Below are 25,184 nucleotides of genomic sequence, written 5' to 3' on the forward strand. Positions count from 1 at the left end.
GGTGGCTACTGCACCGCCGCATGGGACCCTCCGCCGGGAAGCGCTCCTGGGATGCCGGGGCCGCTTTGCGGGGGCTGCCGGTTCACCCGGTGGTGGGCGGCTGTTCCTCGAGTTCTTCGAGGACCTCGACCGAGGGGACCATCACGATGTACGCGCCGTTGACGTCCATGCTCGTCCACCAGGTGCCCCGGTCCACCCGCCGTCCGGCGAGGCGCCTGGAACATCACCTCCTCTTCCCCCAGTCGGAAGACCCGCCGGCGCCGTGGGTGCACCGTCCCGGCATCGACTTCACCCCAGGCGACCGCCGTGCCCGTCACCGGGGGACCCGCAGCTGATCGTCTCGTCATCCACCGCTCATCAATGTGTACGACGCCTCCTTTGATGTGGACGCTGGCGTTCGGGATGCGCTACGGCTGGTACTGGAAGGTGGCGCCGTTGCTGGTGCCGCCCGGGGAGTGGACGGTGACGGTGACCGGGCCGACGGCACCGGGCGGTGAGGTGGTGACGACCATGGTGTCGGAGACCGCGGCGAAGGACGCCGGGGCGGTTCCGAAGAACACGGCGTCGGTGTAGGTGAGGTTGCTTCCCCTGATCAGGACGTCGTCGCCGCCGGACACCGAACCCTGGGCGGGGCTGAGGGAGCTGATGACGGGCAGCGCGACATAGGTGTAGTAGGCGTTGCCCAGCCCGATGGTGCTGGTGCCGCCTGGTGTGGTGGTCGTGACCAGGACTGTCCCCGTGCCGGCCGGGGCAGTGGCGGTGACCTGACTGTCGGAGATCACGGTGACGTTGGTGGCTGCGGCGGACCCGAAGTGCACGGCGCTGGTGAGAGCCAGGCCGGAGCCGAAGATGGTGACGGTGTTCCCGCCACCACTCGGTCCCATGGTCGGAATCAGGCCGGTGACGGCGGGGGCCGCGACGTAGAAGTAGGGCAGCGGGTTGCTGGTGCCCGCCGAGGTGGTGACCGTGACGTTGACCGACTGCGCCGCTCCCGCGGGTGCGGTGACGGTGATCTGGGCGGCGGTGTTGGCGGTGATCGTCGCGGCGTGCGTACCGAACAGCACCGAGGTCGCACCCGAAAGGCCGGTGCCGGAGATGGTCACGGTGTTCCCGCCGCTGGTCGGCCCCTGGTTCGGGGTCAGGCTGGTGATCACCGGCAGAACCGTGTAGGTGAAGGCCACGCCGTTGCTGGTGCCTGCCGGTGTGGTGACCGTGACCTGGACCGTTCCGGTGCCTGCGGGGGCTGTGGCCTGGATTTGCCCATCGCTGAGCACCGTGAATGCCGCTGATGCTGTTCCGAAGTGCACCGATGACGTACCGGTGAATCCGGAGCCGTTGATGACCACTGAGGTGCCGGCTGTGCCGGAGGTCGGGGTCAGGCTGGTGATCACCGGCAGAACCGTGTAGGTGAAGGCCACGCCGTTGCTGGTGCCTGCCGGTGTGGTGACCGTGACCTGGACTGTTCCGGTGCCTGCGGGGGCTGTGGCCTGGATTTGCCCATCGCTGAGCACCGTGAATGCCGCTGATGCTGTTCCGAAGTGCACCGATGACGTACCGGTGAATCCGGAGCCGTTGATGACCACTGAGGTGCCGGCTGTGCCGGAGGTCGGGGTCAGGCTGGTGATCACCGGCAGAACCGTGTAGGTGAAGGCCACGCCGTTGCTGGTGCCTGCCGGTGTGGTGACCGTGACCTGGACTGTTCCGGTGCCTGCGGGGGCTGTGGCCTGGATTTGCCCATCGCTGAGCACCGTGAATGCCGCTGATGCTGTTCCGAAGTGCACCGATGACGTACCGGTGAATCCGGAGCCGTTGATGACCACTGAGGTGCCGGCTGTGCCGGAGGTCGGGGTCAGGCTGGTGATCACCGGCAGAACCGTGTAGGTGAAGGCCACGCCGTTGCTGGTGCCTGCCGGTGTGGTGACCGTGACCTGGACTGTTCCGGTGCCTGCGGGGGCTGTGGCCTGGATTTGCCCATCGCTGAGCACCGTGAATGCCGCTGATGCTGTTCCGAAGTGCACCGATGACGTACCGGTGAATCCGGAGCCGTTGATGACCACTGAGGTGCCGGCTGTGCCGGAGGTCGGGGTCAGGCTGGTGATCACCGGCAGAACCGTGTAGGTGAAGGCCACGCCGTTGCTGGTGCCTGCCGGTGTGGTGACCGTGACCTGGACTGTTCCGGTGCCTGCGGGGGCTGTGGCCTGGATTTGCCCATCGCTGAGCACCGTGAATGCCGCTGATGCTGTTCCGAAGTGCACCGATGACGTACCGGTGAATCCGGAGCCGTTGATGACCACTGAGGTGCCGGCTGTGCCGGAGGTCGGGGTCAGGCTGGTGATCACCGGCACGGTGCCGTAGGTATAGGTGACGCCGTTGCTCGTGCCGAGTGGCGTGGCGACGGTGACGGCGGCCGAACCGGTACCCGCAGGGGCGATGGTGGTGATCTGGCTGTCGCTGACCAGCGTGAATGACGACACCGGCACGGTTCCGAACTTCACCGAGGTCGCGCCGATGAAGCCGCTGCCGGTGATCGTGACGGCCGTGCCCCCCGTGGGCGGCCCGTGGTTGGGGTTGATGCTGCTGATGACCGGAGCCATCGGATGCTCCTTTGCGTGGCTGGTGGGGTGCCCAGGCCGCTGTGGGCGGCCAGGGCACATGGCGTCCGTGGTCGCGGCCCGTCGGATCCGCGTCGACGGGCCGTAGGGCGACCGTGCCGCCCGCTGTTCGGTGCCCGTGCCTCGCCCGGGGCTTAGACGACGATGAAGTGGTCGGCGGCAACGGCCGCGCTGGTGCCGCCGGGGTTGGTGACCTGGATGTCGTAGGTGCCCGTGGCCAGGGTGCCGGGCACGTCGAGGGTCAGGCTGCCCACACTGATGGCGCTGACGTTGACGGCCGGGGTGGACGCTCCGCCGCCGACGGGGGTGAACGTCACGGAGCTGACGTCGACGAAGCAGGTGCCGGAGACGATGACCCCGGTGGTGCCCGCCGGCCCCGTGTTGGGCGTCACACCGGTGACCGTCGGCAGTGCGTAGTAGGTGAACTGACCCGCCGCGCCGATCGGGGAGCTGGTGCCGCCGCTGCCGGTGACGATCACGTCCGCCGCGTCGGTGCAGCCGGTGAAGGCGCCGTGGGCCGGAGGGGTGACGCTCAGCTGGCTGTCCGACAGGACGGTGGGGACGGCGGTGCCGATCGCGTCGAAGGCGACCGAGGTCGCGGTCGCGAAACCGGTGCCGAAGACGTCGATGGCGCCGGGCGCGGCGGGGCCGGTGCTGGGGGTCAGCGACGTGACCGTCGGGGCGGCGACGTAGAAGAAGGCGCTGCTGTTGCTGTTGACCCCGGAGACGGTCGCGGTGACGTTGGCCTGGCCGTTGCACCCCGGCGGGATGGGGAAGGTGACGGAGGTGTTGCTGGCCGTGGTGGGCGTGACCGTCTTGGTGCCGATGTTCACCTTGGTGGTGCTCAGGCTCCCCAGACCGGTGCCGGTGATGGTCATCGTCTGGCCGGAGTGGCCCGAGGTGGGCGAGATGGAGGTGATGACGGGTGCCATGACTGATCTCCTTTGCTGTTGCGGATGACACTGTTGCCCAGTGCGCCGGAGCCGGCGTATCGACGGTCCGTCGCACAGGGCGTGATCGGGTTCCGGCAGTCACGGGGCAGGGCTCGCAGCGCTGCCGGAAGTCGCTGACCTGGAGGGGAGCGGGCACGAGAGTGTGGTGCGGGCGGCGTGGTTCCACCGCGCCGTCGACCTGACTGCCGCCCGGGTGGGTGGGCGGGAGTGTCCCGGGGTGCCGCCGTCGGGCTTCAGCAGGGCGCGGTCAGGGGCGGGGTGGCGGCGCAGTTGTTCGGGGAGTTGCCGGAGGCGTTGGTGGCCACCAGCGCGACGGAGCCAGCGTTCTGGTAGATGCCGCCGCCGTCGACCGTGGCGGTGTTGCCGGTGACGCTGCTGGTGGTCATCGTCAGTACGGTGTCGGTGTAGATGCCGCCGCCGAACGAGGCACGGTTGTTGCTGACACCCCCGCCGATCAGGATGACCGACCCGCCGAGGTTGGCGATGCCGCCGCCCACCCCGAAACCGGCGTCACCGTTGCTGACGGCACGGCACGATCACCGTGGACGCCGCACGCACGGTCTGCGCGTGGGCCGCCGGGGCGGTGAGGATGAGCGCACCGACAGCGCCGGTCCCGAACAGCACTCGAAGTATGTTGACGGCTCGCAAGAACGCCTCCTCGGACGCCTGAGCCACCCTCGTCAGCCCGTGCGCTGGGAAAGCACGTCGGCCGACAGCTTCCTCCGATGGGCGCCCTCGCGGGCCTGTGACAGGCACACACCACCACATACCGATGGACTACCTTCCCCAACGGAGGGATGGGCAGCCCCCTGATCGGACACCACAAGTGAGTCATCCAAACAGCCGTAAAACCAAGGTATATGACTGCTAATCACCCATTTGGGCGCATGCGTACCCCGTCGCCGGGCTGCGAGGGACGTGAGATCCCCGGCAGCTTTCAGCGCACGATGCAGCCCCATCCCTCCAGGCCGGCGGGAACGACCGTACCGGGGCTGCCGGATGTCGACCATGGCCGGGGCATCGGTACCGCGCCTGCGCAGCGGCCGGTGCCCGCGATCGTCGAGCCAGGCGAGCCTGCGTTCGCGCGGACACCGTGAACGCGGTGCGCACCGCGCTGGATCGCCTGGCCAAGGCTGGCCGGGCGAAGCGCCCGGGCCGTGGCCTGTACGTGAAACTGGACGGCTGACCTGTGGGCCCAGCCCTGCCGGCGGCCGGTTCGCGTCCCTGCCCCCCGCCTCACCGCCGGCCGGTCGAGCGACATCGCTGAGCGGGCACCCGGACTGTCGTGTCGTCGCCGTCCCTGTCTGAGGTGCCGGAAGGCCGACACCTGCGGGTGGAGGCCTCGAGCGCCTTCTCGAGGCCTCGGCAGCTTACGGCCGCCCGGGAGATCGCCGGGGGCGGACCCGTGATCGGCCGGGCTCGGTCGGCCGGAGCCGAGGTCCGCGCCACCGCCTGGGCGTGCGTGCCCGGCCACTGCGAGGACGTCTTCGAGTACGGATGACTCTGACCGTCTCCTTCCCCGGTCACCGCTGACCTCCCCGTATCGCGCGGCCGGCGCGATACGGGGCGTGTCGTGGCCCGCATGACCGTTCCCGGTGGCCACGCTGTCGTTCATGGCGACACCTCGGCCTGTCGCAGCTGGCGCCTCTCCCGTGCCTGGTGGCACGTCGCTTCCTGGGGGGCCGTCGTGCGGACGGCCCCGCCGTTGGTCCGGGTCGGTCGGTCTACCAGTGCTCGTGGCGCTCGCAGCGCTCGTGGTGCTCGTGGCGCTTGATCCTGGTGGGGTCGGAGGCGATGTGGCTGGCGGTGTCGCCGCCGCCGATGGCGGTGACGGTGTTCGTCACCTGGTCGCGGGCGTTGCAGGAGACGTCGATCTCCAGGGTGATGGGCGGGTAGCTGCTTCCGGCGGCAAGGACGTCGCTGCGGGTGCAGGTGAGGTTGTTCAGGGTGCAGTTCCATCCCGTGCCGCTGATGCTGTCGGCTCTGAGCCCGTCGGGGAGGGTGTCGTACACGGTGACCGTGGTGCCGTCGGTCGGGGCGGCTCCGGTGGCGTTGCCGACGGTGATGGTGTAGGTGCCGTCCCGCCCCTGGGTGAAGTGCCTGGTGTGGGTCTTGGTGATGGTCAAGGACGGGACCGTGTAGGAGATGGTCACCTGGCCGTTGTGGTTCGCCGTCCCGATCGTCGACGGCGCGTAGGACGTGGGGAGACCCGTGGGGGTGGCGAAGCTGCTGCCCCCACCACCTCCGCCCCCGCCCGCCGAGGTGCCGTTGCTGTTGACGGTGGCGCTGCCGCCGCCCCCGCCGGCGAAGTATCCGCCTCCGCCGCCCCCACCGGCACCGGTAGTGGAGGTGCAGCCGCCGTCGAAGGTGCCGCCGGTGCCGCCGGTGCCGACCGCGGCACCGGTGAACCCGCCTCCCGGCCCGCCATGCGTGGCCGTACAGAATGCAGCGGTGCCGGCGGCCCCGCCGGCGCCACCGGTGCTGGTGGTGGTGCTGCCACCGCCCCCGCCCTGCCCCGGCGAAGCCCCAGGGCCGGTGGCACTTCCCGCGGTACCGTCGGTGCCATCCGCTGTTCCGCCGTTGCCTCCGTTCCCTCCCGCAGAGCCGGCTCCGGTGCCGCCGGCGGCACCGCCGCCCCCGGCGACCACCAGCAAGGAGCCGCCCGCGCTGACGCTGGAAGCTCCGCCCCCACCCGGACCTTCGAAATGGGCACCACTGCCCGCGCCGGCCCCACCCGGGGCGCCGCCGTTGAACCCCCCGGCACCCCCTGTCCCGGTGCCGTTGCAGCCTTTGCCGCCGGTACCGCCGACGTCGATGGTGAACGTCGTCGGGGCGACGGTTTGCGGCAGGGTGGTCACGACCTGCGCGCCCGTCCCGCCCGTCCCCGTGACGGTACAGGCGGTGCCGGTGTTGTCGGCGCCGCCGGCGCCGTCCGCGGTGATCGTCACCACGGCCCCCGCCGGGACCGTCAAGGTCTGCGCAGCGCCGGTGAAGGTGAAGGTCTGCGACGGATCAGCCCGCTGCACCCGTACTGGCGCGGCCTCCACTGGCGCGGCGGCCACCGGTGGAGCCGTGGCCGCCAGCAGCGCCATGCCGGACAGCAGCGCGCTCCCCATCGATACCGTCCCCACGCCGCGCTCCCCACGTCGTCCACCCGAGCAGACCGGGTCGGACGCGACGGCGGTACGGACCGGGGTCGTCCCACCGGCCGGGGTCCTGTTGAACACGGCCACGGGCCGGTGACGGCTGACCTGGTACCACGGCAGATCGCCTTGTCCGCGAGTACGAGCACTCATCCGCGGGTTCACCTCTCCTCACAGCGAAGCGCCCTGCGCCCCTCACGCTACAAGGCGCGGGCATGACGGGACGCCTGGCAAATAATCAGGACAAAACATCATTAAATGCCCTAGTCCGATCACTTTGAGGTAGCGAGTCGATGGGATACCACGTGTGTCGCAGCGGGCCGTTCGGCTACGAGAAACCGGCATCGGCGTCGCCCAGGCCGTAGAGGGCGGCGACCCGGCCAACGAGCGAGGAGATCGTCTCTCCGGCGAACAGAGAAACACGGAAGATCCCGGGCCCGGCCGCCTGCACCTTCCGTCGCGCTTGTTGAACGCATTCGGTCGTAACCCGGTACGCACTAGCGTCATTCAATCGAGGGGTTCTATCCATGATTAACGGATTTTTCCCATGAACAACTCATAGATTGCGTCGTATGGTGCTGAGTACGTTGGAAACGCTGCGGCTGACGGTGGCCGCGATCAGGCAGCGCACGGGGGAGAGCCAGCATGAGCTGGCCGCGGCTGTGGGGCTGACGCAGGACAAGGTTTCCCGCCGTCAGTCCGGGACGCAGCCGTGGTCGCTGGATGAGGTGGACACCCTGGCTCGGCACTGGGGGATGGGGCCGCTGGATCTGCTCGCCGGGCCCACGCACGCTGCCCAGTGCTTGTCCTGGCCTCCCGGTACCGCCGCCCTGCAGCCGCAGCCGCAGCCGCAGCCGGAGGTGAGGGGTGAGTCCCGCTGACCCGAACCGTCCCAACGAGGCCGCGAGGCTGACCCAGGAGTTGATCGACCAGGATTTCACCAAGCGCCAGGTCGCCAGGATGCTGAGCCGCGACGCCTCGCTCGTCCTGGAATAGCTGCGGTTCGCTACGGTGGTCGAGTGGCTACGGCGCCCCCCGTTCCGTAGTCCGCGCGGGCGCGCATCCCAGGAGTGGGGCTGCGCGCCCGCGGCGAAGAACAGCACAGCCGGCCGGTGACCACGACCCCGGCACACCCGAACGCGACTGCCCCGGCGCTCTCGGCGCGCCTGTCATACCGAAATCCGCCGCCCGCTACTGCGCCGCCGCATCGAACACCCCTCGCCGGAAAGCGCCCCCGGGGACGCCCGGGAGGCTTCGGTCGACCGCCGGTTCACCAGCTGGTGGGCGGCTGTTCCTCGAGTACTTCGAGGACCTCGACTGAGGGGGCCATCACGATGTACGCGCCGTTGACGTCGATGCTGGTCCACCAGGTGCTGCGGTCCACCCGGCGTCCGGCGAGGCCCCACTGGACCATCACCTCTTCTTCCCCCTGCCAGAAGACCCGCCGGCGCCGTGGATGTACCGCCTCGACATCGACTTCTTCCAGAAAGCGCACCCGCGCCCGCGTCCACCAGTTCCGCTCTGCGATCGTCACGTCTGGTACAACGACCGGCACCGGCGATCAGTACGAAAAGCACCCAGTCCCCAGCTCGCCCGGGACGGCCCCCGGGGTGGGACCCGTCCACTCCCGAAGAAATCACTAGACACTCCCGTGCGCTGCGCCGAATGGGTGGCAAATCGTCAAAGCTCTTGTTCGTGCGCAGCCCAGATGGCTTACTTGTGGTATCCGACCAGGTGGGCTGCCCATCCCTCCGCTGGGGAACGCAGCTGGCATCTGCCTGCGCATACTGGCGCGGGCTCGCGAGGGCACCCACCGGAGGAAGCCGTCGGCCGACGCGCTCTCGCGATGCATCGGCTGATGAGGGTGGCTCATACGTCCAGGGGAGGCGTGGTGCGAGCCATCAATATATTTCGATTACTGGCCGGGTCCGGCGCGGTCGGCGGGCTCTTGCTCACCGCTGCGGCAGCACACGCAGATGCCGTGGGTCCGGCGCAAGCGGTGGCCGTGCCGTGCAGCGAGACGGCATTGGTCAATGCCGTCGACGAAGCCAACGCCGCGGGGGGCGGTGACCTGATCCTTGCGCCGTTTTGCACCTACATCCAGTGGACAGGCCCTAGGAATTCCCGTTTTCCCACGGGCAGCTCACCTTCGGCACGGTCACGATCAGCAACGGCGACGCCGCCCTCGGCGTGGGCGGCGGCATCGCCAACCTCGGCGGGTCGCTGACCATCACCTCGAGCGCCGTCCGGGGCAGCCACGCCTCGTACGGCGGCGGCATCTACACCGATACCGCGCTGACGATGACCGCCGGCAGCGTCACCGGTAACACCGCCAGCGTCAACGGTGGCGGCATCTACCGGAACGCGGGCTCCGTCACGCTGCTCGCCAGCATCGTGGCCGGCAACGCCCCGAACAACTGCGCCACCACCCCTTTGACCGCCCCATGCTGAAAACCCAGGCCATTCAACTTGCTCTCTTCCGCGACGGGTTCGCGGCACAGTGAGCGAACACGCCCATGCCTGCTACGACCGCGCCGCGACCACGAAGTTGAGCGAGGTTGACGGCGCCCCGTGAGGTGGCGCCGCGGCGCTTCACACAGGACCACCCGCCCAGGCGCCCTGAGGCAACGGCCTTCACATGTCCTCACACCCCACTGCGCCCACCGGGGCTGCCCATGCGGCTGCTTGGCCGCGTCATCCATCCGCCTGCTCCTGCTCACTCACGGCAGGGCGGCAGGCACGTTCGAAGGAGAAAGATCATGGCAACCATCACTTCGCTGGTGGACACGGCGACCACCACCAACCAGGGCAAGGCCGGGGACACCGTCCAGATCAACGGCACCTCTCTGTCCACCACGACGAGGGTGAACTTCGGTGCGGCGACGGTCACTCCGACAACTGTCACCGCCACCCAGGTCACCTTCGTGGTGCCCAGCTCGGCGCCGTGCTCCGGCCAGGTCTCGGTCAGCGTCACCAGCAGCAGCGGCGCCACCAGCAACGCGCTGCCGTTCTTCGTCATCGCCACGCCGACCACCACGGGGACGAACGTCACCTGCGTGCCGGCCGCCACCGGCGGTGCGGTCACGCTGTTCGGCACCAACTTCCTCACCGGCACGCAGGTGGCGGTGGGCACCGTCGGTACCGTGGCGGTCGCCCCCACCCAGTCGAACCAGGTCACCTTCACCGCGCCGGCCAACCCGGGCCAGGTCGGTACGGTCTCGACCCAGCCGGTGACCATCAGCACCGCCGGCGGCACCAGCGCCTCGGGCACCACCCAGGTCGACTACTACCTCGCGCCGACCATCACCTCGGTGGTGCCCGCATCGGGTACCGCGGGGGACCAGATCACCGTCAACGGCACGGGTTTCGTCAACGTCGACACCGTCACCTTCACCGACAGCGCCGCCGCCACCGCCACCGCGGTTTTCACCCCCGTCAGCGACACCCAGCTCGTCGCCACCGTGCCAGGCGGACTCGCCACCGGGCTCGGAAGCATCACGGTCCACACCTGCGGCGGCAACTCCAACGCCGAGCCCTTCACGATCGTCTGACCGTCAGGGAAGGCCGGGCACGGACCGCACGAGCACCGAGTCGCCGCCCGCCCGCCCGCGACGCGTGGCGGGCGGCGACGTCCCGGAGCCTGGGCCGACACCCCCGGCCAGGGCACACCGTCTCCCAGGCGCCAGGAGAAGGAGAAGAGCCTCATGGCCCCCGTAGTGACCAGCGTCAGCGCCGCCCAAGGTGCTCCAGCCGGCGGTACCAGCGTCATCATCACCGGCTCCGGCTTCACCGGCGCCACGCAGGTCCGGTTCGGCGCCAACGGCACCAACTTCGTCATCGCGAGCGACACCCTGATCACGGCCAAGACCCCCGCAGGAACCGGTACGGTGCAGGTCACGGTCACGGCGCCGACGGGCGCCAGCAACGCCCTGACCTACACCTACGTCGCCGCGTCCGTCCCCTCCCTCAGCAGTCTCGGTCCCGCTTCCGGTCCTACCTCGGGTGGCAACACGGTCACGCTCAACGGCACCAGCCTTTCCGGTGCCACCTCGGTGATGTTCGGTGCGAACCCCGCCACCATCCTCACCGACACCGGGACGCAGATCACCGTGGTTGCCCCGGCCGGGCCGCCGTCGTCGGTCGGTGTCACGGTCACCACGGTTGCAGGCACCAGCAATCCACTGCCGTACTTCTACCTCGCCGCGCCCACCGTCAGCGATCTGTCCTCCCACCTCGGCCCGGCCACCGGAGGCAACACCGTCACCGTGTTCGGCAGCAATCTGACGCTCACCAGCGCCGTGACCTTCGGGGGAAGCCCGGCCACCAACATCCACGTGATCTCCGACAACCAGCTCACCGTGACCGCTCCAGCTGGGCTCGGCACGGTCGTCGTCACCGTCACCACACCGGGCGGGACCAGCTCCGCGGCCACCGGAAACCCGTACTACACGTTCCTCGCGGCACCCGTCCTGACCAGCCTCACCCCCTCCCGCGGCTCTCATCTCGGCGGCGAGGCGGTCGTGTTGGGCGGCAGCAACCTCACCTACACCGACGCGGTGACCTTCGGCGGCGTCCCGGCCTCGTTCGCGGCGATCTCCGACGCCCAGGTCGTCGCGACCAGCCCGGGCGGGGCACCCGGCACGGTGAACGTCGTGGCGCACACCCCGGCCGGAAACAGCAACGCCCTGCCCTATGTCTACGACCCTTCTTGAGCGCTGCTGACGGGACGTCAGTCGCGATGCGGTCGGGTCGGATCAGAATTTGGGAAGGGAGAGCGTCATGGTTCCGCTAGTGATCAGCGTCAGCAGCACCATCCCACGTGCTCCAGGATCGCCGCCATCACTCCCCCCGCGGCTGCCCCCGGCCCGGTGAACGTCACCGTGACGACGGCGGGCGGCACCACTACCGCGCCCGGGGCCTTCGTCTATACCTGATCGCAGGGACCAGCCATGCGCTCCGCGCCGCCGGGCGACGGCCCAGCGGACGAAGGAGGTGGTGGCCTGCAGCTTCGTGGGCCGGCCGGCCGGCCAGCCAGTGGTCGAGGGTCTCTTGGTCGAGGTCGGTGACGGCCGCCGCCCCGCCGCCCCGCCGTCCCGGCCGACAAGACCGCCGACGTACGCGCCGCGTACCTGGAGTGCCGCTCCACGCCGCCCTTGCCCGCGACCACGGCGTCAGCCGCGGCGCAATCCGCACGGAGGCGGAGGATGCTGTCCGGCGGCTTCAGGACGCCCCGGCACGGATCAGTGCCGAGTCCGCCCTGAGTCGCGTCCAGCGCCCTTGCCCAGCCCACCGACGCCACGGCCGCACGCGGCGCCGCGCCCGCGAGCCCGGCCGGGCCTTGCCTGGTCCGGGGCCGCCTCATCCGGGCGGTTGCGGACTCCTGGCCCTGGAATGCCCGACCGCGCGCTGGGGTGTGACAGCGGATCCCGGTGGCAAGACGGTGTGGGCGGAGCTGCTCGCTATCGGGCCGCGCGGGTGCTGACCATCGAGCTTGAAGACGGGGTCACGGGCTGTGGGTGTGCCTGACCGGGGTGGTGAGCAGCAGGAGTCGGCCGGCCGCGGCGGCTGGGCGGAGGTCGAAGGCGCTGGTGAAGGCGCCGGTGATCAGCAGCAGGGTGTGCTGGTCGCGGACGCGGCGGTGCCATTCACGGGTGGCGGTGATCTCGCCGTCGAACCACGCCGCACCGCCCGGGCGGTGGATGGTCAGTTGGGTGCCGACGATGACGGCGGACCAGCCGGGCTGCGGGTCGGCCGGGAAGGTGTGGGCGGTGTCGCAGCCGGCCCAGCCGTCGTCGGGGAGGGGCAGGCGTGTGGGGTGCGTGGGGAAGACCAGCACGGGGTTTCGGTCGGGCAGCAGTTCCGGCCAGGGCAAGCCGTCCAGGCCGGTGCTGCTGACGATCTCCACAAGCGGTCCCTTTCCCCGGCTCCGGCCCGCCCACCCCGGCGCCGGACAGTCACATCATCGGACACGTACCGCGCTTGCGGCGGCGAATGCCGAAAGATCAGCCGCACGACTCAGGCAAGCGCGCCGTCGGGTGCGGGGGACGACGTGCCCAGGGACTGTGCGCCGCCACCACCCCGGCCACGGCAAGTACTGGGTGGTCCTGGTGGATGGCCGGCTCGTCCTCGGCGCCCGCCCGAGCATCGTCGTGCCAGAGCCGTCGTGCATGCCGAGTCGTCGCGCGTCAGCGCGACGCTGTACGCCGCGCGCTGGTGCAACGTAGCGAGTGACGATCACGTGCTGCTCGTCGTTGAGTCGGCGCCGGTGTCGGTCCGGTGCCTTGGCAGGGGAGGACGCGGGCACGATGAGGGAGGAGACGGGGATGGCGCGTTCGCTGGGTGTGGTACTGGCTCAGGCGTATCCGCAGGTCGCCGCGATGCCGCTTCAGGAACGCAACGGCGGGTGGACGCCGCGGAAGGCGACTCCGGGGATGCAGGTCGCAGTGTGGTGGCAGTGGGCGGCAGTGGGATAAAGATCGCACAGTCCCTGCGACATTCGCGTGGGCGGACGAGACGAGGAACCGTGGCAGAGAACCGTTTCAGTGACACCATCGCCCAGCTGCAGGCGGAACTTCCCGGCATCGAGGCGCGGCGGCGGCGTCTGGAGGATGAGCTGGCCGCCGCTGTGGCGCGTGAGAACGCCGTACGCGGCGCCATCGAGGGCCTGCAGGCGCTGGCCGGACTGCCGGCCTCGCAGGACCTCACGCCGGTGCGCAGCATTCGGGCAGAGGCGGACGCCATTGTCGGGGTCCGGCCGCAGCAGCTCGCGGCCGAAATCGAGGCGGCGCTGGACCGGGGCGGGGAGCCGGCCGAGAAGACCACCGTGGGCACGGACACGGTCACGAAGACGGCGAAGAAGACCACCGCCAAGAAGGCGGCACCCGCGAAGAAGACCACCGCCAAGAAGGCGGCACCCGCGAAGAAAACCACAGCGAAGAACGCGACGCCCGCGAAGAAGACCGCGGCGAAGAAGACGGCCGCCGCCCCGGGCACCGGGCCGGTGCGCACCGGCGCCGGGCCGGCCACCGAGAAAAGCGAAAAGGCCGCGCCCGGGCCCGGGCGACGCACCACCGGCGCCACCTCCGACAGCGTCCTGGCCCTGCTGGCCGACGCCCAGGAACCGCTGCGCGCCAGGGAGGTGACCGCCCGTTTGGGGATCGAGGAGTCGGCGGACAACGTGAACGCGGTGCGCACCATGCTGGAGCGCCTGGCCAAAGCCGGCCGGGCGCAGCGCCCGGGCCGCGGCCTGTACGCGAAACTGGACGGCTGACCCGCGGGCCCAGCCGGCGGCCAGTTCGCCCAGTCGTCGGCGGGGACGGCGGCCCAGGCCCTACCAATGCCTGCGTCCACGGCCGGCGTGCGCGAACTGGCCCTCGACTACCGTCCCGGGGTGGTGCGGGTCAGGGTCGGTGACCACAACCAGGCCCCGCCACGGCCCCTCGCCCTCGGACGCCCGGGCGGCTACGGATTCCTGGCCGTGGAACGCCTCACCGCCTGCTGGGGTGTGACAACACCGGATCCCGGGGGCAAGACGGTGTGGGTGGAACTGCTCACCATCCGGCAGCGATAGTGCTGAACGGGGGGCCGGGGTGCCCCGGGGCCTTGCAAACGTCCCGGTCCGGGGCCGTCCGGGCCGCGCCTAAAGTGGACATGCCATAAGGGGCGGGAGCCGAGGGAGCAGCCGATCGATGACACAGGTGTTCACGGTCACCGTCCGGGACAGTTTGGCCGGGTCGGTGTTGGCGTGTGCGGGGGAGCTGGACCAGGACCGGGTGCCGGTCTTCACCAGGGCCGCACACCGCGCTCTGGCACCGCAGCCGGTGCCGCCGATGCTGCTGCTGGACCTGAGCGCTGTGACGTTCATGGACTCGGCCGCTCTGAACGCCCTGCTGCTGGCCCGGATCCAGGCCCGCCGCCAGGGCACTGTCGTCCACCTGGCGCGTCCCTCGCACCAGGTCGCGCGTCTGCTGGACATCACCGGCTGCGACCAGGTGCTCCCCCCGTCGACCCGTACGTGCCTTTCCTCGGGTCGTCTCGTTGACATTACGGGCGCACGGGGTGGGGCGCGCCTGACCGCTCTCGTCCCGCGTTCCGGCATACCGGACCGCGGGCGCGGCGGCCCAGGGCGGCCGAGGCGCGGCAGAACCCCGGCCGCCCGCCGCACACCCCCGGCCCTGCCCGCCGCCCCGCCGGACGGAACCCACCGCTCCCACCGGGCCCTCTGCGTGTCGAAGGCCATGCGACGCGGTCCTCGTGTCCTCGGCCGTTGTCCGGTCGTTGAACCGGGTGAGCGTCTCCACCAGAGGCGCGCGGCGGACACCTTGCTCGCACTGCTGCCCGGCTCGTACATCCCCCACCGCTCCGGGCGGCTCGGGCGCCGCCCCTTTGCGGGTCGGCCGGCACGCGGATATCCGGCCGACCCGCCCGGGGCTTGTGCCCGCTTTCATCGAGGCCGACGGGTCACGGCCCGGCCCCTCCGCGGCGCTGTACCGCAAGGCCGGGTCTCGTGGATTCCCGTGTCGCGCCCGGCATGGCCGTCGTGGGCGGGGGCAAGCTGTCGGCCATGACGAACCGAGGTCGGGGGCTCCCCCCGAGGTGTGGACACCAGTGCTATGCGGCGAGTGCCAGCGTAACTGATCGTTGTTCGAACTCGATCGGGCTGAGGTAGTTCAGCGCGGAGTGCCTCCTGCGGGTGTTGTAGCGGGTGATCCAGCGGAAGACCGCCAGGCGGGCGGCGCGGGCTCCAGGCCAACGCTTCGCGCCTTGGAGGGTCTCCCGTTTCAGCGTGGCGTTGAACGCCTCGGCGGCGGCGTTGTCCGCGCTCGTACCGACCGCGCCGCGACTCCTGGTGACGCCCAACTCCCGGCAGATGTCGGCGAATTCCTTGGACACGTACTGGGACCCGTTGTCGCTGTGGAAGACCGCGCCGTCCAGGCTTCCGTCCCGGGCGGCGGCCGCCGCCTTGAGCGCGTCGGTGACCAGCTCGGTCCGCATGTGATCGGCGATCGACCAGCCCACCAGGCGCTTGGAACACAGGTCCAACACCGTTGCCAGGTAGAGGAATTGACCGTCGCCGATCGGGAGGTAGGTGATGTCCCCGACGTAGCGGGTGTTCGGCCGAGCGGCGGTGAAGTCGCGTCCCAGCAGGTCCGGAACCGGCACCGCCGAGGGCTCGGGGACAGTGGTGCGGACCTTCCTGCGCAGGTGCACGCCGACAATGCCCCGCTCGCGCATCACCCGCTCGACGCGCTTGCGGTTGACCCGGCGCCCGGCATGCCGCAGCTCGGCGGTCACCCGCGGGCTGCCATAGGTGCCGTCCGTTTCGGCGTGGATCGCGCGGATCCGATCGGCGAGCTCGTCATCGGCCTGCCTGCGGGCCTCACGGGCCGGCGCGGCGGCCAGCCACCGGTAGAACCCGGACCGCGAGACCTCCAGCACCCGACACAGCCGCTTCACCCCGAAGGCGTCTCGATGGTCCTCAACGAACTGGAAGCGGCTCATCACCAGTTCGTCTCTCCGGCGAAATACTTCGCCGCCCGGCGCAGGATGTCCCGCTCCAGCTCAAGCTCCCGTATCCGGGCTCTGAGCTGCTTGTTCTCTTGCTCCAACACGGTGCCGGAGCCTATCGGGGCGCCCGAACCGGCAGCCGGAACGCTCTCGGCGCCCTCCCGCTGCCGGGCCCGGTGGGCGCTGATCCAGTTCCGTAGGGTCTCGTGGTTGACCCCGAGATCATCGGCCACCGAGCGGATCGTGCGTCCTGGTTCCGACAGGTACAGCGCCACGGCGTCCGCCTTGAACTCCGGCGAGTACACCTTCATCACCACGGGGGACTCCTCTTCCTCTGGATCTCCGCGATCCAGTGTCCGGGGTGTCCACACTTCGGGAGGAAGGCCCGTCGCCGCCGCAGCCGGCGGTTGTCACGCGCCAGCGCCCTTGGCGTGCCGCTGGCTGTCCCGGACGCGCGCGCGGTCCCTGCGCCGCCCGCACCGGCCAGGCCGACAGCCGGCCAACCGTCTCCATCCCCGCCCCGGATGTTCCTGCGCAGGGTCTTCCCGTCCTGGGGGTGCCCGCGCTGGCTCGTGAGCGGGATGAGCCGTGCTGTCGCGTGCTGACCGAACGCATCGTCAGTCTCGGCGGGAGTGTTCATGATCCACCGTGCCCGCCCGGTCGGCCCCGCGCCGCGAGCGGCCCTGTCGGCCTCCCCCGGCAGCACCTTGCTGGCCCGGGCAGCGCCCGAACGGACTACGGGTCAGCCGTTGCGGCATGGGGTCGATTGGCCTCGGCCGTCGGCCGGGCCGGCCCCGCCTCGTAAGTGGTCTGTGCCCGCTTCGGCGCCTGTTGTCGCCGGCTTGGGGCGACAACGCCCATACGGCCCCGGCTCAATCGACCTTCAGGCTCGCGCCAAAGGCCACGGTCGTCTCCCCGGGCTGCACGACGTCGTTCACATCGCCCTGGCAGCCGGCATCCGAGTAGACGAAGACGTTGCTGCCGGTTTCGTTGGCGATGATCGCGCTGATGCCCCCTGTCGGGAAACACCCGCTTGGATTGTAGTGCCCGACGCCGTTGATGTAGAGGGTCCCCGTAGCCGCGGAGGCGGGGCTGGTGAAGTTGAGTGTCATCGCGGCTGCGGTGGCCAGTACTGCGAGAGTGGCTGCGATGCGTCGCATCGACAATCCTCCTGCCCATCGGGGTTGCAGTGGTAGTCAACCCGGTCAGCACTCACTGTATCCAGCCAAACACTTTTCGTAACAGGGCGCTTATAGCTCTCTCCCGGCGCCCGCCCGGCGCCTCCAGCCGCCGGCACATCCGCCGCACCTTTTTACGCGCCCTCGCCAGCTCTCCGCGCCCCGCGGACACCCCCGCAGCCTCCACCGCCCGGCGTCCGGTGGAGGCTGCGGATGGCGGCCGCTGAGCGCGGTGTGTGGACCGCCACCCAGCTGCGCCGCCTGCTCGCCGAACGCGCCCGGGTCGAGATGTCCGCGGCGTCGGTGTCGGTGCTGTTCACCAAGCAGGCGGCGCAGGTGAAGCTGTCCACCCTGACCGCGCTGTGTACCGCCCTCGACTGCACACCCGGCGACCTCCTCGCCCTCCCAGCCGCCGAGCCGCCCGTCCCGCTTCCGCCTCCCCCAAAGCGGTCACCGGTTGAGTCCGTCCTGCCGCCCGAGCCGCGCCACCCGGCGCGGGAGCGGCAGGCAGGCACGGCGCGCCGTTCCCTCCCGCCCCTGTGAACCGCCTCGCGTGCGCACGACCGACCGCCTTTCACCGCCCCGGCCATCGGCTCGCCCTCTCGCGGGCTCGTCAGCCGTAGCCCGCCCGGCCCCAGGGCACCTGTCAGCCTGATACCGACCGTCCGAAGCCACGCAGAGCTCCCTGACAGCACCGCATCAGGAGCTGCATCCGTGCCCGCCCCCGTTCCCGGCGGGCTACAGAGCCGCTGTCCCCACTGCCACGCCGTTCGGTGGCTGCGTCCCGACAGCGGTCGCTGCGCCTGGTGTACCCCACCGGGGTACCGGTCGCATCACCAGTTCATCCGAACTCGTCATGTGCGAAGGACCGGCCTAGCGGTAGGGCCCGGCGTCGTGTTCCGAACCCGCCGCTGGCCGGCGATCTGGACCGGCCGTTCATGATGATGTCCGCCGCGTTCACCCGGGCCACGGATCCCGCGGCCGCCGCGTTCTGGTCGCACCTGCGCGGGTGGCGGCTGAACATCCAGTGTCGTACGGCGACAACGAGGCGCTGTTCCCGCAGATCGCGGGGCTGCTCGGGTGGAGCGGGCAGCAGCTCCAGGACTCGATCGGCACCCTCGACCCTGACCAGGGGGTGAAGATCCAGCAGGCGTACCCGCTCGCGTTCTTTGATGAGCACCTGCGCCACCGTCAGGGGCACCTGCTCGACGGGCCGTCCCCGGCCTTCCCGGCGGTTACGATCCTCCCGTGACGACGGGTGGTACAACACCCGTCGCATCCAGAAGCGTCTCGGCTGGCTCAGCCCGGACGAGTTCGAGGCGAAGCACTACGCCGACCAGGCGACGGCCGAACCAGAGGCCGTCGAACCATCCACACCCGCTCTGACCAGCTGATCAACACCTCCCACACGCCGGGGGAAGCTCAGGGCCAGGGCTGAGTCATTGACGGCGAGGTTGCAGGTCCCGTCCGTGAGTTGCTGTTCCGCGTCGCGGACGGCCTGCTCAATGGCCGGGGACATGATCATCTCAGCAGCCTATCGGCGATCTGCCTGGCGGAGAGCGGGTTGTCGGTCGGCAACGGCGGTGTGCCCCGATGCACTGCGAGGGTGGTATCGGGTTGTGCGCACGACGCGATACCACCCTCGACCGGCTACTCGCTGTCGGGGAGTGGTGATCAGCCGGGGAGCTGGCTGTTGCAGTTGCTCATCCAGGCGCTCATGGTGCTCTGCGTGGAGTAGTCGCCGGAGTGGTGGGCGGCCAGGTAGACGTTGTAGATGTCGGCCTTGATGTCGCCACCGGTCTGCGGGCCGACCTGGCCGTCCTGCTGGATGCCCTTCGAGCCCTGGTAGGCGACCACCGCGTTGTAGGTGTTCTGGCCGAACTGGCCGTCGACCGAGAGGCCGGCGCTGTCGAGGTAGTTCATGGCATGCTGGACGCACCTCACCGGCTGACCGGTGGAGCCCCACTGGATCGTGGAGGCAGCGCTGGCCGTGCCGACGGCGAGGCCGAGGGCTGCGGTGGCGCCGATGGTGAGGGTAGCCGCACGAAGGGCCCACTTCTTCTGCATGTCGAATCTCCTCAATCGCTCATGTCACTGTGGTCACGGGAGCGTTGTCGGGTCGCTCCCGTCGTATTCGTGTGGCCCTCCATCAGGAGCGGGGCGAGGCCACAGGTGTTGTCAGTTCCCGGCTCTGCAGCGGGTCTCCCGGAGCCGTTGCAGAGCCGTTGGGGTCTTCTGCTGCCGACGACGATGCGTCACCTCGCTTCCTGGGCCAAGGGATTCGTCTCTCGACGAATCCCTTGGCGCGGCTGTCCGGCGGGGTCCAGGATCAGCAGGTGCTGAGGATCCATTTCACCGACCGGGATCTGGCGCTCACCCGGGTCGCGCCAGCCGCCGACATGTCCGCGGAACTGTCTTTGAGTCTCCACCTGCTGGCGACCCGCCGGCCGGAGAGCAGGCTCGGGAAGTGGCACGAGCAACTCGGGCGGCGCTGGAAACCGCGTTCGGCCATGCTGTTCGACCTGTTTGCGGCGACCGACCTTCCGGAATTCCTGATCGCGCGTCCAGAGGGGGGCCGGGACACGGCCGAGGCCACGGCGGACGGGATGGACCGGGACGGTCGCGGCTATCTGCGAGGGCTGGGCCGCCTCCGCCGGCTGACACCGTTCGCCAGGGACCTGGCGAACGGTGACCACAGGTCGCGTGTGCTGCTCGGCGACCTCACGGCGGAGTACCAGTCGGCGGCCATCACACCGTACTGGGAGCGGATCGACGCTGTGGTGGCCGCGGAGCACCAGTACCGGACGAGGCAGCTGGCCACCGGAGGCCTGAACGCGGTACTGGCCACACTGCACCCGGCCGCCCGGTGGAAGCCACCTGTCCTGAGCCTGCCGATGTCCTCGCCCTGCGTGACCGAGCTTCCCCTGACGGGTCGCGGCCTGGTGCTTCAGCCGGCCGTCTTCGCGTCCGGCCGCCTGGTGATCGCCGGCTTCGAGCGTCCGGAAGACCCGCCCGTGCTCATCTACCCCCTGCCGGCCGACCGGCTCCTGCTCACGGATGACCGGGTCGGCCCGCCACCGGCGCTGACCGCATTGCTGGGCCGGACCCGGGCCGTCGCGCTCGACACCCTGGCCACGGGCGGCCCGCTCAGCACCAGCGACCTGGCCGCCGCGCTCGGCATCGCCCCGGCCACTGCCAGCCAGCACGCCAGCATCCTGGCCGACGCCGGCCTCACCACCAAACAGCGACAAGGCGGCACAGTGCTGCACCACATCACACTGCTGGGCGAAGTCCTCCTGCGAGGCGGAGTGGATGAACCGCCCCGGGTTCGGTGGGGACTCAATTTCGTGTAAGGATTCGAGTCATGGCCCGTCCCTCTTCCTACCCGCCTGAGCTGCGTCGTCGTGCAGTGCGCATGGTCGCCGAGGTCCTCGGTGACTACCCGAACGAGTCGGCCGCGCTGCGGGCCGTCGCGGAGAAGCTGGGCATCGGCTCGGCCGAGACCCTGCGCAACTGAGTGCGACGCGACCAGGTCGACTCCGGGCAGCGTCCGGGGACGACCACGGAGGAGTCCGCGCACAAGGAATGACCATGCAAGGTGGAGTATTCTGCCTGATCCGCATCCTGCCGCTGCTCGATGTACTGGATTCTCCGATCAAGGCTGCGGCGGAAAGTGTCGTCGAGGCTTCTCTCGCCGGGTGCCCTGCGCCCGACGAGGCACTGATCGCCCTCGATGACTATCGGCAGGCGGATCACGTTCCACTCGCGGGTGTCCGGGGCGCGGGAGTTCGCCGCCGACCTGCCCGCGGCGGCCGCGCTGCTGAAGGACGCGGACCGGCCGGAGCGGATCTGGGCGAAGGCCGTGGCCGGCACCGACCGGCCGTCCACGACGTGCGCCCGGCCTCCAGCGCGACGACGAATGAGTACGGCCAGCCGGGGATCATCTGGTGCTTGGCGTCGCCGCGGCCATAGGTGTGGCAGAACGACCGGTCCGGGCAGGTCCCGGCGTCCGGCCGCAGCCACGGCGAGACGTCCACCGCCAGCACCAGGCGGCCGTCGGCGGCCCGCGGCAGCGACAGGCTGGCCAGCTCGGTCCGCAGCCGGTCGATGTCCAGGCGGCCCTTGTTCAACGCGCCGTACAGGGCGCCGTGCCCACGCCGGTGCTCGGGCGCGAGCGCCAGGTCCACCAGAGTCTTCACCGGGCCCTCAGTGCACAGCAGCGCGTCGGCCAGCTCGAACAGCGCGTCCCCTCGACCGCGCAGGCAGTCGTAGAAGTCCGCCCGGAAGCGTGACAGTTCCGCGAACGGATCGCGCTGGCTTGCCTGTTCCACCACACTCGTCACCACGGCCTTCGCGTGAAGTCCTCGATCTTTTAGCCGAGTTCAGGATCACGTGAAGGCCTAACCACCGTCTTGGGAATGCCCGTGTGGGTGACAGGGTCGAACACTCAGATTCGGGGACCTCGGCGGCAGCGGATTCCCCACTCGCCGCTGGGCGAGAAGGTCTCGCCGTTTGCTCGTGTCACGGACAGGCTTCGGCCATCGAAGCTGATCCGGTCGCCGATCGCCAGGAAGAGCGGGCTGTCCAGCTCACAGAAGCCGCCGCTATCGGTCTCAAGATCGTCAACCAGCATCATCCGCGGGACCGGAGTGACTCCGTCAGCAATCAGCAGCATGCCGGGATCGTCCCACACCCGGTTGGCCGACAGCGTTCGGTTTCCGGCGGCCGAGAGGTTAAACGGCAAGCTATGGGATTGTCCAGAGGTACATGAACATCCGTGGGTGGAACGGGAGTGTGAAGAGGAAATGAGCGGGAGCCCGTGGGCCCCGGCGACCAGGCCGTCCGAGCCCTCGATCTCCACCGCCACGCCCTGCGGGCCGAGCGGTGCGGACAGGTCCAGCGCACGGTCGCCGGCGCCGGGGCCCGGGCCGAGCCCCAGACCGATGGTGAAGTGCCCGGGGTCCTTCTGCGAGGTCCGTGAGAACCCGTAGGAGCTGAGGACGAGTTGCGGTCCCGGCGGCGGGGCGTCCGACTGCGGTCCGGCGGCGAAGGTGAAGGACGCGGGCGCTGGCTTGAAGTGGTGGAAGCCCTTGGTACCGCACCTGGTGCCGTCGGAGACCCCGCCGCCGGGCAGCGCGACGTCCGCGGCCGGCTCGGGAGATACGGGCACGGCCCACGGGTCGCGCGCCGACCGACCGCTGCCGTTCAGCAGACCGGCCGGGTCCATCCCCACCGCGACGGCCAGCAGCGCCGCGAAAGCGCCGGCCGCGATCAGCGCGGTGCGCCGGTGTCCGGGCCGCATCCACCGCGAGCGGGCCGCGCCGGAGGCCGCCCCCGGCGCCCAGCGGCGGCCACCCGGGTCCACCGGCGGCTCCTGCCGCCACCGCGCGGCGAGCACCCGGGTCCGGGCGGCAGGCTCCTTGACGGCGGCGTCCTTGATGAACCGCTCATCCATGACGCGCCCCTCGAACGGGTCGGGTGTCGCCCGGCCCGGCGCTATCGGCTCCGGCTCACGGGAAGGGGGTTGGTGGGGTTCCCCGGGGGTTGGCACGGCGCCAGTATGCCCGCCCGTTCGGACACACCGACCGGCGAAGTGGCCCGGAACGCCTTGTGGCTTGGACACCGACGCTCACTCAGCCCTCGGGTGCCCCGCGTCACCGGCACCGGCCGCAACACCGCATTCCGCGTTAGGCCGTGACAACGGCCTGGCCCGGCTCCGGACGATCCGTGGTGGGAGGCGCGGGTGCTCCACGCCAAGGCCAAGGCCCATCCATGCGGCTCAGCAGGATGGCGCGCAGGCAGTTCGCGGCCAGTTGGTGGCCTTGGGACACCGTCACGGCCGTAGCGCCCCCGACCCCTGTCCCTCGGCTTCAGAAGCCGCGATGATGGGACGGCAGATGGGCTGACTGACACTCATCAAGGGGGCCACGATGACGCTCCGACAGCAGGTCGACGCAGCACACCGAGCGCTGCAGGACATGCTCCTACATGGAAAGCGGGCCGGGGAGTGCGAGGCCGACATCGCTGTCGCCGGGAACGCCTTTCTTGGCGTGGCTTGCGCGTTCTTCTGCAATGTCATGGAGTTCGCGTTCAGCGGTCATGAGAGCGTCGAGCAGGTTCAGGCCTACCTAGAGGATCTCAAACGGACCTACCCGGCAGAGCTGGCCGTTCTTCAGCCGGGGCCCATGGCAATGTTCGTACTCCTAGAGATCGGCCCAGGCGCGTTGCCCTCCGGACAGCCCCGCGTGGAGATGCCCGATGGCCTGATCTACCAGATGCGGCTGCTTACCGAGTACACCGCTAAGAAGGAGGGCATCGTCGGCCAGCAACTTGAGCTGTACCTCTTCGGGGCGTGCGGCCGCTACGGCCTGAACCCGTGGTGAGCGGCACCATCCGCCAGTAATCAGACGCCACTCCGGCCGTAGCTGGCTCGACTGGAGCTGGTCGGTGTTGCCCACGGCCGGGCCGCTGGTGAGTTTCGCCCCGTCAAGGTGCCGCTTTCGCCCCGTCAAGCCAGCTGATCTCCTGGCTCACCCGCCAGCGCCACCTGAACGGCCAGGGCCTGCTCGTCCCCTGAAGGGTGTCTTTACTGCCGTACGGTGGCTGAGCAGCGGCTTTGCCAGCGGTCGCCTCTTGGGCATGATCGCGGTTCGTGGGTCTGCGACTGCTGTACTTGATCTTCTGCCGGGTGTTGGACTGGCTGACACTACTGGGGCGCTCTCGTCAGCTGCGAGAAACGCCGAGATCCTCGTCCTGCGTCACGAGGTCGCCCTGCTCCGCCGCCAGATCGAGCGGCCACGGATGTCATGGGCCGACCGCGCGGTACTCTCCGCACTGGCCCGAAAGCTACCGACCACGCTGCGCCGCCACCGGCTCGTCACCCCGGGCACGCTGCCGGCCTGGCATCGGCGCTTGGTCCGCTGGAAGTGGCGACAGCCACCGGCCGGGCCCAGTCGGCCACCGCTTCCCGACGAACTCGCCGCACTCATGCAGCGCCTGGCCACGGACAATCCGACCTGGGGCTACGCCAGGGTCCAGGGCGAGCTTCGACGGCTCGGTCATCGGGTTGCCGCTGCTACCATCCGCCGAGTCCTTCGCCGTTTCGGACTGCCGCCCGCACTTCGGCGCGCCTCCCGGCAGAGCTGGCGGACCTTCCTGCATGCCCAGGCTCGCACGCTTCTGGCCTGCGATTTCCTGCACGTCGACACCGTTTTCATCAAGCGCCTCTATGTCTTCTTCGTCATGGAGATCACGACCCGGCGTGTCCATGTCCTCGGTGTCACAGCGCACCCTACGGGGGAGTGGGTGGCGCAGCTCGCCCGGAACCTGTTGGTGGACCTGGGAGACGGAGCCGGGGGCTTCCGGTTCCTCATCCGGGACCGCGATTCCAAGTTCACGGCTGCCTTCGATGCCGTCTTCGCCGGCAACGGCACGACCGTCATCCCGACTCCGCCGCAGAGCCCGCGCTCGAACGCCTTCGCGGAGCGGTGGATACGCACCGTGCGCGCCGAATGCACCGACCGACTGCTCATCATCGGCGAACGGCACCTACGCGCCGTTCTCGCCGAGTACACCGAGCACTACAACACCGGCCGCGCCCACCGCAGCCTGGAGCTGCGGGCCCCGGACGACGAACCCAACGTCATCCGGCTGCCCGCTGCGGCAATCCGGTGCCGTCGAGTACTCGGCGGACTCCTCAACGAGTACCACGGCGCCCCGATCCAGTCGCCTCGCAGCCCGAGGGAAACCCCCAGTTCAGCGGCCTGATCGGAGTTTTGACACCCTTCAGGC

23 protein-coding genes and 3 pseudogenes are annotated in these 25,184 nt (G+C 70.0%); 14 read left to right on the forward strand and 12 right to left on the reverse strand.

Annotation, left to right across the window (positions count from 1 at the left end):
- Positions 1-407 precede the first annotated feature (407 nt).
- The 4 genes from O1G21_RS39035 to O1G21_RS39050 form a co-directional block, all read right to left on the reverse strand.
- Positions 408-2,594 (reverse strand): beta strand repeat-containing protein, encoded by a 2,187-nt coding sequence (locus O1G21_RS39035; RefSeq protein WP_270150551.1) that lies wholly within the window; start codon positions 2,592-2,594, stop codon positions 408-410.
- 152 nt (positions 2,595-2,746) lie between these two features.
- Entirely contained in the window at positions 2,747-3,544 is a 798-nt protein-coding gene (locus O1G21_RS39040) for an IPT/TIG domain-containing protein (RefSeq protein WP_270150552.1), read from the reverse strand.
- Positions 3,545-3,798: 254 nt separating this feature from the next.
- A complete protein-coding gene (locus O1G21_RS39045) occupies positions 3,799-4,062 on the reverse strand; it encodes a hypothetical protein (RefSeq protein WP_270150553.1) in 264 nt (87 codons plus the stop codon).
- Positions 4,063-5,289: 1,227 nt separating this feature from the next.
- The gene (locus O1G21_RS39050; RefSeq protein WP_270150555.1) at positions 5,290-6,696 is read right to left on the reverse strand and encodes a hypothetical protein; all 1,407 of its coding nucleotides are present in this window, start codon (positions 6,694-6,696) and stop codon (positions 5,290-5,292) included.
- 584 nt (positions 6,697-7,280) lie between these two features.
- Between O1G21_RS39050 and O1G21_RS39055 the strand changes: the two genes are divergently transcribed.
- Positions 7,281-7,589, forward strand: coding sequence for a helix-turn-helix domain-containing protein (locus O1G21_RS39055; RefSeq protein ID WP_270150556.1), 309 nt, complete (start codon positions 7,281-7,283; stop codon positions 7,587-7,589).
- On the forward strand, positions 7,576-7,704 hold the full coding sequence (locus O1G21_RS39060; RefSeq protein ID WP_270150557.1) for a hypothetical protein: 129 nt from the start codon (positions 7,576-7,578) through the stop codon (positions 7,702-7,704). Before O1G21_RS39055 ends, O1G21_RS39060 begins: the two co-directional genes overlap by 14 nt.
- A 274-nt stretch (positions 7,705-7,978) precedes the next feature.
- Here O1G21_RS39060 and O1G21_RS39065 read toward each other — a convergent pair whose 3' ends face one another.
- Positions 7,979-8,242, reverse strand: a complete 264-nt coding sequence (locus O1G21_RS39065) for a hypothetical protein (protein ID WP_270150558.1) — start codon at positions 8,240-8,242, stop codon at positions 7,979-7,981.
- Between the two features lie 656 nt (positions 8,243-8,898).
- Between O1G21_RS39065 and O1G21_RS39070 the strand changes: the two genes are divergently transcribed.
- From O1G21_RS39070 to O1G21_RS39080, 3 genes are all read left to right on the forward strand, one after another.
- Positions 8,899-9,159: a hypothetical protein gene (locus tag O1G21_RS39070; protein ID WP_270150560.1), complete on the forward strand. Its 261-nt coding sequence runs from the start codon at positions 8,899-8,901 to the stop codon at positions 9,157-9,159.
- A 308-nt stretch (positions 9,160-9,467) separates the two neighbouring features.
- The gene (locus O1G21_RS39075; RefSeq protein WP_270150561.1) at positions 9,468-10,259 is read left to right on the forward strand and encodes an IPT/TIG domain-containing protein; all 792 of its coding nucleotides are present in this window, start codon (positions 9,468-9,470) and stop codon (positions 10,257-10,259) included.
- Between the two features lie 153 nt (positions 10,260-10,412).
- Positions 10,413-11,420, forward strand: a complete 1,008-nt coding sequence (locus O1G21_RS39080; protein ID WP_270150562.1) for an IPT/TIG domain-containing protein — start codon at positions 10,413-10,415, stop codon at positions 11,418-11,420.
- A gap of 791 nt (positions 11,421-12,211) precedes the next feature.
- Here the strand turns inward: O1G21_RS39080 and O1G21_RS39085 are convergent.
- On the reverse strand, positions 12,212-12,613 hold the full coding sequence (locus O1G21_RS39085; RefSeq protein WP_270150563.1) for a hypothetical protein: 402 nt from the start codon (positions 12,611-12,613) through the stop codon (positions 12,212-12,214).
- A gap of 498 nt (positions 12,614-13,111) precedes the next feature.
- Between O1G21_RS39085 and O1G21_RS39090 the strand changes: the two genes are divergently transcribed.
- The 3 genes from O1G21_RS39090 (at position 13,112) to O1G21_RS41920 (ending at position 15,275) form a co-directional block, all read left to right on the forward strand.
- Positions 13,112-13,978 carry a type IV toxin-antitoxin system AbiEi family antitoxin domain-containing protein gene (locus O1G21_RS39090; protein WP_270150565.1) on the forward strand — a complete coding sequence of 289 codons (867 nt, stop codon included), beginning with the start codon at positions 13,112-13,114 and terminating at the stop codon, positions 13,976-13,978.
- A gap of 66 nt (positions 13,979-14,044) precedes the next feature.
- Positions 14,045-14,278 carry an ATP-binding protein gene (locus O1G21_RS41915; protein ID WP_270150566.1) on the forward strand — a complete coding sequence of 78 codons (234 nt, stop codon included), beginning with the start codon at positions 14,045-14,047 and terminating at the stop codon, positions 14,276-14,278.
- A 118-nt stretch (positions 14,279-14,396) separates the two neighbouring features.
- Complete coding sequence (locus O1G21_RS41920; protein ID WP_405000773.1) at positions 14,397-15,275, forward strand: STAS domain-containing protein; 879 nt, start codon at positions 14,397-14,399, stop codon at positions 15,273-15,275.
- A gap of 43 nt (positions 15,276-15,318) precedes the next feature.
- On the opposite strand, the gene O1G21_RS39100 is transcribed toward O1G21_RS41920, so the two are convergent.
- Together O1G21_RS39100 and O1G21_RS39105 are read right to left on the reverse strand one after the other, a co-directional pair.
- Positions 15,319-16,532 (reverse strand): IS3 family transposase gene (locus O1G21_RS39100; protein WP_270144240.1). Its coding sequence is split into 2 segments (ribosomal slippage): positions 15,319-16,227 and positions 16,230-16,532, totalling 1,212 coding nucleotides; the frame shifts between segments, so codons are not numbered across the junction.
- Positions 16,533-17,087: 555 nt separating this feature from the next.
- Entirely contained in the window at positions 17,088-17,375 is a 288-nt protein-coding gene (locus O1G21_RS39105) for a hypothetical protein (protein ID WP_270150567.1), read from the reverse strand.
- Between the two features lie 231 nt (positions 17,376-17,606).
- On the opposite strand from O1G21_RS39105, the gene O1G21_RS39110 reads away from it, so the two are divergent.
- Positions 17,607-17,936: a helix-turn-helix domain-containing protein gene (locus O1G21_RS39110; protein WP_270150568.1), complete on the forward strand. Its 330-nt coding sequence runs from the start codon at positions 17,607-17,609 to the stop codon at positions 17,934-17,936.
- A gap of 466 nt (positions 17,937-18,402) precedes the next feature.
- The gene (locus O1G21_RS39115; RefSeq protein WP_270150570.1) at positions 18,403-18,645 is read left to right on the forward strand and encodes a hypothetical protein; all 243 of its coding nucleotides are present in this window, start codon (positions 18,403-18,405) and stop codon (positions 18,643-18,645) included.
- Positions 18,646-19,067: 422 nt separating this feature from the next.
- Here the strand turns inward: O1G21_RS39115 and O1G21_RS39120 are convergent, their stop codons facing one another.
- Positions 19,068-19,460: a peptidoglycan-binding domain-containing protein gene (locus O1G21_RS39120; protein ID WP_270150572.1), complete on the reverse strand. Its 393-nt coding sequence runs from the start codon at positions 19,458-19,460 to the stop codon at positions 19,068-19,070.
- Positions 19,461-19,729: 269 nt separating this feature from the next.
- Here O1G21_RS39120 and O1G21_RS39125 point away from each other — a divergent pair, with 269 nt between their 5' ends.
- Both O1G21_RS39125 and O1G21_RS39130 read left to right on the forward strand, forming a co-directional pair.
- The gene (locus tag O1G21_RS39125; protein ID WP_270150574.1) at positions 19,730-20,746 is read left to right on the forward strand and encodes an ArsR/SmtB family transcription factor; all 1,017 of its coding nucleotides are present in this window, start codon (positions 19,730-19,732) and stop codon (positions 20,744-20,746) included.
- Between the two features lie 11 nt (positions 20,747-20,757).
- A pseudogene (locus O1G21_RS39130) lies at positions 20,758-20,907 on the forward strand (IS3-like element ISMyma3 family transposase); the annotation flags it as partial.
- A gap of 325 nt (positions 20,908-21,232) precedes the next feature.
- On the opposite strand, the pseudogene O1G21_RS39135 reads toward O1G21_RS39130, so the two are convergent.
- The 3 genes and pseudogenes from O1G21_RS39135 to O1G21_RS42010 form a co-directional block, all read right to left on the reverse strand.
- Positions 21,233-21,736, reverse strand: a pseudogene (locus O1G21_RS39135) (transposase); the annotation flags it as partial.
- A 104-nt stretch (positions 21,737-21,840) separates the two neighbouring features.
- Complete coding sequence (locus tag O1G21_RS39140; RefSeq protein ID WP_270150577.1) at positions 21,841-22,695, reverse strand: hypothetical protein; 855 nt, start codon at positions 22,693-22,695, stop codon at positions 21,841-21,843.
- 81 nt (positions 22,696-22,776) lie between these two features.
- Positions 22,777-23,016: pseudogene (locus tag O1G21_RS42010) on the reverse strand (SCO2583/SCO2584 N-terminal domain-containing protein); the annotation flags it as partial.
- A gap of 307 nt (positions 23,017-23,323) precedes the next feature.
- Between O1G21_RS42010 and O1G21_RS39145 the strand changes: the two are divergent.
- Positions 23,324-23,776 carry a hypothetical protein gene (locus tag O1G21_RS39145; protein ID WP_270150578.1) on the forward strand — a complete coding sequence of 151 codons (453 nt, stop codon included), beginning with the start codon at positions 23,324-23,326 and terminating at the stop codon, positions 23,774-23,776.
- A 256-nt stretch (positions 23,777-24,032) separates the two neighbouring features.
- On the forward strand, positions 24,033-25,160 hold the full coding sequence (locus O1G21_RS39150; protein WP_270150579.1) for an integrase core domain-containing protein: 1,128 nt from the start codon (positions 24,033-24,035) through the stop codon (positions 25,158-25,160).
- Positions 25,161-25,184 lie beyond the last annotated feature (24 nt).

The organism is Kitasatospora cathayae (assembly GCF_027627435.1).
GTDB classification, from domain to species: domain Bacteria; phylum Actinomycetota; class Actinomycetes; order Streptomycetales; family Streptomycetaceae; genus Kitasatospora; species Kitasatospora cathayae.